This window comes from Corynebacterium sp. HMSC065D07 (assembly GCF_001810695.1).
GTDB classification, from domain to species: Bacteria; Actinomycetota; Actinomycetes; order Mycobacteriales; family Mycobacteriaceae; genus Corynebacterium; species Corynebacterium hesseae.
The window spans coordinates 120,228-130,020 of record NZ_KV802424.1; the positions used below are offsets into that span (position 1 = coordinate 120,228).

Here is a 9,793-nt window from a genome sequence, read left to right on the forward strand (position 1 = left end):
GAGTGCAGCCTTTCGCAGCGTTGAAAAATGACAGGCGCCCAGCTCCATTTCGTTGAGCTGGGCGCCTGTCATTAGTCGGGTCAGGGAAACTATTTCCGCCCTTTTGCCTTAAAAGAGTTAATGGCGATGACCTAAGAAGCCAATCTCTAGAAAGGGAGCTTGAACCCTAGTTGCGGCAGGAAGGCCACAACACCAATACCTGCGGCGGCAAGAATTGCCAAGACGATGGCGATGATTCCGCCAGTTGAGGAACCGCTGTCATTGGTCTTGTTGGGCTTCGGTGCTGGAGTGGTTGTGGTCGGCTTTGCGGGCGCGGTGGATGTAGGCGCAGAGGTGGACTTGGTCGTGGTCGGCTTGGGCTTGGTTGTAGTTGGCTTTGCCGTGGTCGGCTTCGCGGGTGCGGTAGGAGTAGCTGCCGGGGTGGTCTTAGCCGGACGGGTTGTGGTTGGTTTCGTCGAAGAAGGAGGCACAACGGAAGTGGTCGGTGCCGTGGTTGTGCTAGTGGACGGAACTGGTTCAGAGGTCGGCGACGTAGTAGAGGCCTCAGCTTCGGATTGTTCCTTCGCGAGGTAGGCGTTTTCGCAAGCACCAGCAAGGGTGACAGTGGAGCTGAAGGGCAAGGTAAAGCCCATGACTTCGAGGCCTGCTACGGCTTCGAATTCATCCTCGAGAGGTTGCAGACGAAGCTCCCCCGGCTTCATGAGATTGGTCAGCTTTTGAGAAGTAGTGGGGAAACCAGCATGTAGACCTGCGGAGTACGAGGGCACCTGCGCCCGAAGATCCATGGCAGAATCCTCGACTTCACCGTTCTGTGAGTTCACTACGGGGAGATCGCCGTAGGGATACTCAGCGAGTTCGCTGGGAGTCCAATTGCGCGCCACTTCCCAATTGAAGGGATATCCGTTGGCCGCCCAATCCTTGTACTTGGCCTCAGTGTCAGAATTGGTGAATACGAGGTAGGAAGCGTCCAAGCGGTCGTAGCCCTGAGCTGCAAGCTCAGCCTCAGTGGGGAGTGCAAAGAAGCTGATGTCAGACCAGAAAGTGAGCATTTTGTGGGTCTGAGGGGCGGAGTCTAGGCGGGCAAAGCTGTCCGCATACTGCGGGAAGTCCTGGCGCATGCGGTTCTGCAGTTTGGTTTGTTCCTCGAGTTTCGCAGCGAAGTACTTCTTAGAGATTTCCTTTTCCGCGGAGTCGAGGGAGACCACACAAATCTCTTTGCCATTGCGAGTGTCCAGCTGAGCATCGAGAGCAGTAGCGGAAGGGACAGAAACCAAGGAGAGCGAAACGGCGATGGAGACTCCAAGACCGAGCCGAGAGTATGTCATGAGAGAGTTCAACTTTCAGAGAAGAGAAATAGTGACCTTGTAGTTATAGCCCAAGATTGTGTCTGAAGTCTTGGTTATTAGTAATCAAAATTATTTTTATGGATCTGCTTGTTTGTTGGCTTGCTGCCTTGAAGAAACGATGCATGCCGCAGCATGAAATTGAGTAGGCATTCATCGAGTGGGAGGAGCTGCGTTCGCTCTTTCGAATTTTTCGAATTGCCCTATGATGGCCTTATGAATGAGGCACGGAATCACCGCCCCCACACGACGCTTCCGCCGCAGGACCTGAAAGCCATGCTTGACGTGAACAGGTTCTTAGAGCAGCAGTCGGGACCAACTGCGCTAGTGGGGCCCGACGGGCAGGCGGTAGATCTGCCCGAGGAGGCATTGAGCGTGTTGTTAGACGCAGTTCACGCGATGCAGCAAGGAAAGGCCGTGACTGTTGCGCCCGTAGACCAGTTGCTTACAACGCAGCAAGCGGCAGATTTTCTGGGCATTAGTAGGCCGACTCTGGTGAAGAAGCTTGAGGATGGATCGATAGCATTTGAGCGTACTACCGGAGGAAGACATAGGAGAGTGCGGCTCGTTGACCTATTGCGGTACCGGGATGGGCTGCGGAGTGAACGCCGCAAAGCACTGCGAGAGCTGGCGTCCGAGGCCCAGCGTGCTGGTGCCTATGACGTAGATACTCTAGATAACACTGACGGCGCTCTTGACATTACGCAGATCTTTAAGAACGTCCGCAAGGAAGCGGCGCAGAAGGCTCGGCGTGGATAGTCTGTCGGCGCATCTGGATGGGGTCATGCAACGAGCCATCCACATAAGCCATCACAAGCGGTCGTCACGGTCCAGTAGCGAAATAATGTCGGTTCCAGGACGCAGATTGTCTGTGTGCCTTGGCTGCGGGGCTGTGGCGGCTGGCTGTGAATAAGGCTCTGGAGCGTGGCTCAAAATTCCGGCAGCCACTAACTGCTCCACGGGGCTATCTGAGGATGAGATGGGGACAATTCGAGCGATGGCTTGATCGCGGTCAGTGATGACCACGTTGTGACCCGTAGCGGCCACTGCACGCACTATGTGGTCAGAACGCTGGGTGAGTTCGCGCAAAGAAATACGGGTCATCGTTTTAGCTGCCTTGTCTGAACATCCGGTGAACGGGTGTTTTGTCCTTCTTTATTGGTTTATTGGTGTCCTTGTTTTTGAGTGGTGGACCTTGGAACAGCCAACTGTAGAACTGCAGGACAACGGTGATTTTAGTGGCGTATTTAGGCAAGGACAAGGGGCGAATGGAGTGATTAACCAGGGAGGACGATGATAGGCAGGGAGGACGGCGAAAGGTTAGGGAAGAGAGGCTGAAGAGATTGGCCCGGGAACGGAGTAATTCTGGTAGCTAGGTATAGGGCGGTGACTTAGAATTACTGGAATCAAGCTGTATTCGATATGACACCACGTAACTGGTGATGTGAAAACTTGTCCCTGGAGAACTCTATGGTGACCACTACTCCCCCGACTCCCCCGACTGCCGGGCGCAACGGTGTGCCGGGTGGGCCTGCACGCAGCAACTTCAGCTTTGTACGTTACGTCTGGCCCACGGCCTATGAGGAATGCCTGAAGGTAGAGCGGTTCGTCGATGCGGACCCCGTGATTTCCTGCTTCTATGCGCGCAAGGTGCTGGAGCGAGTGGTCAGCCACATCTGGGTGCTCCGGAACTTGGGTGATAGTCGGGATTTCAGCTTGGCGCAGATGACCCGAGATCGTGCCTTCACTGACTGCGTGGATAACCAGACCATGTTGCGCAAGATGACTCTCTTGCGCAAGAGCGGCAACGACGCCGCACACGCCGACGACATGGAAGGCAAGCAAGCGCCGACCTCCCCGCAGAGGGCGCGGAAGGCGGCGGCGCACCTCTATGACCTCATGGCCTGGGCGGTGCGGTACCACTCGGCCAACCCTCAGGCCGCACCGGGTCCGCAGGCGGCTTTTGATACTAACCTGCTGGGCCAAGCCACAGCTGACTCTTCAGGCATTCACGTTGCTGGGCGCTCCCAAGCGCAGACCGCCGCGTACCTCAAAAAGCTGGAACAGAAAGATGAGGAGCTAAAGAAGAACCGGCTGCTGCTCGATGAGGCCAAGGAAGCCGCGCGTGAAGCGGAGGAGAAGCGCCTTCGTGAGGCCGCCCAGTTCGAGCTTAAGCGGCGGAGCACGGAGATTAAGGCGAAGGCGGAGATCGCTGATGCCCAGGAGCAAGCCGAAGCGGAGCGCGAAGCTGCACGGCAGGTCGAAGAGGAGCTTGCAGCCAAGATTGAGGCCCTTCAGGAGCAGTTGGCTGAGCAGCAAGCAGCCGCGGCAGAGCGCGCTGGGGTGGCAGCACCGTCGGCTGCGCCTTTGGCGATCAGCGAGGCCGAGACCCGCCGACAGCTCATTGACCCGATGCTCGAAGCAGCAGAGTTTAGTGATGATTCAATCACCCGAGAGCTCGAGTTACACGGTATGCCCAACACCTCCGGTGTTGGATTCGCAGATTATGTCTTGTGGGATGATGACCGCACACCGCTGGCCGTTATCGAAGCGAAGAAATCGATGGAGTCTATGAGCGTGGGCTCCCAACAGGTGAAGCTGTACGCGGACTGCATCGAGCGCGAATACGGCACACGGCCGGTCATGTTGTGTACCAACGGCTATCACATTGACCTGATCGATGATGCTGCTAACCTTCCTGGCTCCGGTGTGGGCTATCCCGCCCGAGAGGTTGAAGGTTTCCCCACTGCGCAGCAATTTCGCCGCATGATCGGGCGGCGCACCATGCGTGCCCTATTGAGTGAGACGGCGGTTGATACGGAGATTGCTGGCGGTGGTGCCCGCACGTACCAGCTCGAGGCCATCCGCGCGGTGACGGAGACGTTGGAGAGGCGGAGGCGTCGCCAAGCATTGCTGGTCATGGCGACGGGAACTGGTAAGACGCGTGTGGCCGTGGCCACCGCCAAGCTGTTGCGTCAGGCCGGCTGGGTGGGCAAGGTGCTGTTCCTGGCGGACCGCACTGCCTTGGTCAATCAGGCGCACAAGGCCTTTGTGAGCATGTACGCGGAGTCCACGCCCGTGAACCTCATCAAGAATCCTGAGCAGGTAGGTGATGTGTACGTCACTACCTACAACACCATGATGAACCTGATTGGGGATGACGGAGACAAGCCGGCCAAGTTTGGGCCGTTCGACTTTGACCTCATCATCGTGGATGAGGCCCACCGCTCCGTTTACAACCGCTTCAAGCGTATCTTGGAGTACTTCGATGCTTACGTGGTGGGGCTGACGGCGACGCCGAAGAGCGAGATCGACCATGACACATATGCGCTCTTTGAGATGGAAGATAAAACCCCGTCCTTCGAGTACGGCCTCGATGAAGCCGTGGCAGACGGAAACCTCGTTCCCTTCAAGACGGCTCGTCAGGACTCACTCTTCCTGCGTCGTGGTATGTCCTATGACGAGCTCTCCCCCGAGGAACAGCTGGCGTGGGACACGTCCGATTGGGGTACCGACGAGGACGGTGGGCGCCTAGATCCGCCCGGGCAGATTTCCTCGGCGGAGATCAACCGCTACCTGTTCAACAAGGACACCATACGCAAGGTGTTGAAAACCGTGGTGGAGAACGGGATTCGCGTGGGCGGCGACCAATTGGGAAAGACCATCATCTTCGCTCGAACCCAACGCCACGCGGAGCTTATTAAGGAAGTCTTTGACGCGACGTTCCCGGAGTATTCGCGCACTGGTGCCTCCGTGATCACCACGCACACAAAGTATGCGCAGTCGGCCTTAGACGAGTTTGCAAATCCGGACGGGGACGTCAACATCGCGATTTCCGTGGACATGCTGGACACTGGCGTCGACGTGCCCGAGGTGGTTAACCTCGTCTTCTTCAAGCCCATCTACTCCCCCACCAAGTTCTGGCAGATGGTGGGCCGAGGGACGCGATTGCGCTCGGACCTCTTCGGACCAGGGATGGATAAGACCCACTTCCTCATCTTTGACTTCTGCGGCAACGTGGATGAGTTCTACAAGGGTGAAGCCCGTGATTCGGCCACGGGACGCCCGCGATCGCTGTCGGAAAAGCTTTTTGATGCCCGCGTGGGATTGCTCGCGCAGCTGGACAAGCACTCCGATGCCCCAGAACTGCGCGCCGAGCTTGCCGACTCCCTCCACGCCTCAACGGCGTCTGTGCCGCTAGGCCACATCATGGTCCGGCCCGGCGACAAAGAAACCCTGATGCGCTACCGCGAGCGCTCCGCCTGGGACGACGTGAATGAGGAAAAGGCTGAGCAGCTGCGCCGCCATCTCGCACACCTGCCGCTGAACACAATGAAGGAACCAGAGACAGCTAAGCGCTTTGATCTGGTGATTCTGAAGCTCCAAGTGGGGTTGCTCGACCACAGCCCCGAGTTTGCGGCAATGCGCCAACGCGTGGAGGGTATGGCGAATGATCTCATGGCCGTGAGCTCCACCATCCCCATGGTGGCCGAGCGGCGGTCCTTCCTCGAGCGCGCGCTGGATCCGGAGTGGTGGAAGAACGTTACGGTCGAGGACCTCGAGACCATCCGCATCGGCATGCGTTCGCTCATCCAGTTCGTGCCCAAGGGAAAGCGCAACGCCGTGACCCTCGACATCCAAGATGAGATGGGTGAACTCACGATCGATGATGAGATGCCTGGGCGGCTGCCCGGAACAGGCTCTTACCCCTCTCAGGCCGAACAACAGCTGCGTGATGTGCTGCAGGAACACGACAACGATCTCGCGATGATCAAGTTGCGTAGTGCACGTGCGCTTAACGCAGAGGATGTTGCCGCGTTGGAAGCCATGGTGGCTCAGGCTGGCGGGGGAAGCGTGGGCTTCGAGGAAAGCATTGACAAGCTGCGGGAACGCATGGGTGGAGACAGTATTCCTGCCTTCATTCGCCGCTTGGTAGGTCTTGATGAAGCTGCAGTCCAGGAGCAATTTGCGGACCTTCTCAGCAACACTTCGTTCAGCGCCGCCCAAATCCGCTTCATCAAGATGCTGGTGGACGTGCTGGTTCACAACGGTGGCGTGGCCTACGAGGAAATTTTCCAGCCGCCCTTTGATGAAGAGGGCTCTGTCGTCGATATCTTCTACAACAAGACCGATGTCATCGTGGATTTGCGCAAGCGCCTTGAACGGATTGAAGCAACGGCACAGGCTAACTAAGTGCCGCCGCTCTGCGGGAAAGGACGCGGTCTAGCTGGGTCTAACTGGGGTGATGTCCGTACGGTGACTACACTGTCTAACCATGACTAACCCGAGCGATAACACCACCCACCGCTACACGCCGGAGCTCGCCGCGCAGATTGAAAAGGCCTGGCAGCAGTACTGGAAGGACAACGGCACGTTCAACGCGCCGAACCCAGTCGGTCCGCTCGCGGAGGAGGGTAAGGAACTTCCCGCGGAGAAGCTGAACATCCAGGACATGTTCCCCTACCCTTCGGGCGCAGGCCTTCACGTGGGCCACCCGCTGGGCTATATCGCTACGGATACCTATGCGCGTTATCAACGCATGCTGGGCAAGAACGTCCTGCACACGTTGGGTTATGACGCCTTCGGCCTGCCGGCGGAGCAGTACGCCATCCAGACGGGTACGCACCCGCGCACCACGACGGAGGCGAATATCAAGAACATGCGCCGCCAGCTGGGCATTCTGGGCTTAGGCCACGATCCGCGCCGCTCCGTGGAGTCCACCGACCCCTCCTTCTTCAAGTGGACGCAGTGGATCTTCCTGCAGATTTATAACTCCTGGTTTGATGAAGAGCAGCAGAAGGCGCGCCCGATCTCTGAGCTCATCAAGGAGCTTGAGGTGGGCAAGCGCACCACCAAGGACGGCCGCTACTACGCGGATCTCACCAAGGAAGAGCAGCGCCACGCGCTCGACGAATTCCGTCTTGTTTACCTGTCCAACTCCACCGTGAACTGGTGCCCGGGCCTGGGCACGGTGCTGGCTAATGAGGAGGTCACCGCGGAGGGCAAGTCCGAGCGCGGAAACTTCCCGGTCTTCCGCAAAAACCTGCGTCAGTGGATGATGCGCATTACCGCCTACTCCGACCGCCTGCTCGATGACCTGGAGCTTCTGGATTGGCCGGAGAAGGTCAAGTCCATGCAGCGTAACTGGATTGGCCGCTCCCGTGGTGCAGAGGTCAGCTTCCACGCCGAGGGTTACAACATCGACGTCTTCACCACCCGCCCGGATACTCTCTTCGGTGCGGAGTACGTGGTGCTGGCCCCGGAGCACGAGCTTGTCGACGCCCTCCTCTCCCCCATCCCTTATGACGATGATGTGGATGAGCGCTGGACCTTCGGTCATGATGATCCGAAGGAGGCCGTGGAGGCCTACCGCGCGTCCATCGCCGCGAAGTCCGACCTGGAGCGCCAGGAGAACAAGGAAAAGACCGGTGTCTTCCTGGGTACCTATGCCACCAACCCGGTCAACGGCAAGCAGGTGCCGATCTTCATCGCAGACTACGTCCTGACCGGCTACGGCACCGGCGCCATCATGGCGGTCCCGGCGCACGATACGCGTGACTATGAGTTCGCCACGGTCTTTGGGCTGCCGATTACTGAAGTGGTTGCTGGCGGCGACATCACCAAGGAGGCGTACACGGAGTCCGGCAAGGCCGTAAACTCCGCCAACGATTCCCTGGACATCAACGGTATGTCCAAGGATGAGGCCATCGCCGCCATCATTCCGTGGCTGGAGGAACAAGGAGTAGGCCGCGAGAAGATCCAGTACAAGCTGCGTGACTGGCTGTTTGCCCGCCAGCGCTACTGGGGCGAGCCCTTCCCCATCGTCTACGACGAGGCCGGCCAGGCCTACCCGCTGCCGGAGTCGATGTTGCCCATCGAGCTGCCTGAGGTGGAAGATTACAAGCCGGTGGCCTTCGATCCGGATGATGCCGATTCCTCCCCGCAGCCGCCGCTGGCCAAGGCCCGCGAGTGGGTTGAGGTGGAGCTGGACCTGGGTCTTGGGGATGGCCCCAAGACGTACTACCGCGACACCAACGTCATGCCGCAGTGGGCAGGTTCGTCCTGGTACCAGCTGCGCTACATCGATCCGACGAACGATGAAGTCTTCTGCGATCTGGAGAATGAGCGCTACTGGACGGGCCCGCGTACAGAAGAGCACGGCGCCAACGATCCGGGCGGCGTTGACCTCTACGTCGGTGGCGTTGAGCACGCTGTGCTGCACCTGCTCTACTCGCGCTTCTGGCACAAGGTGCTCTTTGACCTGGGCTTTGTAAGCTCCAAGGAGCCCTACCGCCGCCTGTACAACCAGGGCTACATCCAGGCCTACGCGTACACGGATTCCCGCGGTGTCTACGTCCCGGCCGCCGAGGTAGTAGAACGCGATGGCGCGTTCTACTACGGGGATGAGAAGGTCAACCAGGAGTACGGCAAGATGGGCAAGTCCCTGAAGAATGCCGTGGCCCCGGATGACATCTGCAACGACTATGGTGCCGATACCCTGCGCGTGTACGAGATGTCCATGGGCCCGCTGGATACCTCCCGCCCGTGGGCGACCAAGGACGTGGTGGGCGCGCAGCGCTTCCTGCAGCGCCTGTGGCGCTTGGCTATCGATGAGAACTCCGGCGAGCTGTCCACGACGGACGCCGCGCTTTCCGACGATGACCTGAAGCAGCTTAACCGCACCATCGCCGGCGTGCGTGACGACTATGAGAACCTGCGCCTCAACACCGTCGTGGCCAAGCTCATCGAGTACGTCAACTACCTGACCAAGACCTACCCGAAGGGAGCGCCGCGCGCGGCCGTTGAGCCGGTAGCGCAGCTGGTCTCCCCTGTTGCCCCGCACATTGCGGAGGAGCTGTGGAAGCGCTTCGGTCACGAGGAGACCATTACTTACGAGTCCTTCCCGGAGTTCGATGAGAAGTACCTCGTCGACGATGAGATTGAGGTTCCGGTACAGATCAACGGCAAGGTCAAGGCCCGCGTCATGGTGCCCGCCGATGCCGACCAAGCCACCGTCGTGGGCGTGGCAAAGAGCGATGAGCGCATCGCCGAGCTGACCGCCGGCAAGAACGTGGTCAAGGAGATTTACGTCCCGGGCCGCATGGTCAACCTGGTGGTGAAGTAAAACCAACGTGGCTCCGTTAGATGGCGGCCGCAACTGCCCTAGTTGACGAAACCAGCGCCCTTCCAGCGAAGGATCGTGGGGAAAATTGTCAGTTAGGGCAGTTTTGCGCCTAGGCGTGTACCTTCGTCACTCCCCTCGCAGCGCGCAACGTCTGCGTGCCTCCATTGACATGCAGGAGGCAACTGACAAAAGGCGTCTTACAAAAGGCATCAGTCAAATGGCGTTTTCGCGACCAAAAACGCCATTTACTCAGTGCAGATGGCGTTTTTAGACCCAAAGATGCCTTTTACCGGCTCTTCCGGTTTCGGGGTGCGTAGCGGGGTGA

General features: G+C 58.7%; 5 protein-coding genes. 3 read left to right on the forward strand and 2 right to left on the reverse strand.

All coding sequences use genetic code 11. The features are described 5' to 3' along the window. Window positions 1-146: 146 nt before the first annotated feature. Window positions 147-1,325 carry a hypothetical protein gene (locus tag HMPREF2760_RS01680; protein ID WP_070596470.1) on the reverse strand — a complete coding sequence of 393 codons (1,179 nt, stop codon included), beginning with the start codon at window positions 1,323-1,325 and terminating at the stop codon, window positions 147-149. 294 nt (window positions 1,326-1,619) lie between these two features. On the opposite strand from HMPREF2760_RS01680, the gene HMPREF2760_RS01685 reads away from it, so the two are divergent. Further along, window positions 1,620-2,102, forward strand: a complete 483-nt coding sequence (locus HMPREF2760_RS01685; protein WP_246823604.1) for an excisionase family DNA-binding protein — start codon at window positions 1,620-1,622, stop codon at window positions 2,100-2,102. Between the two features lie 51 nt (window positions 2,103-2,153). Here the strand turns inward: HMPREF2760_RS01685 and HMPREF2760_RS01690 are convergent, their stop codons facing one another. After that, entirely contained in the window at window positions 2,154-2,447 is a 294-nt protein-coding gene (locus HMPREF2760_RS01690) for a type II toxin-antitoxin system Phd/YefM family antitoxin (RefSeq protein WP_070596472.1), read from the reverse strand. 366 nt (window positions 2,448-2,813) lie between these two features. Between HMPREF2760_RS01690 and HMPREF2760_RS01695 the strand changes: the two genes are divergently transcribed. Next, entirely contained in the window at window positions 2,814-6,536 is a 3,723-nt protein-coding gene (locus HMPREF2760_RS01695; protein ID WP_083304465.1) for a type I restriction endonuclease subunit R, read from the forward strand. 82 nt (window positions 6,537-6,618) lie between these two features. Continuing rightward, entirely contained in the window at window positions 6,619-9,468 is a 2,850-nt protein-coding gene (gene leuS / locus HMPREF2760_RS01700; RefSeq protein ID WP_070596473.1) for a leucine--tRNA ligase, read from the forward strand. Window positions 9,469-9,793: the final 325 nt, after the last annotated feature.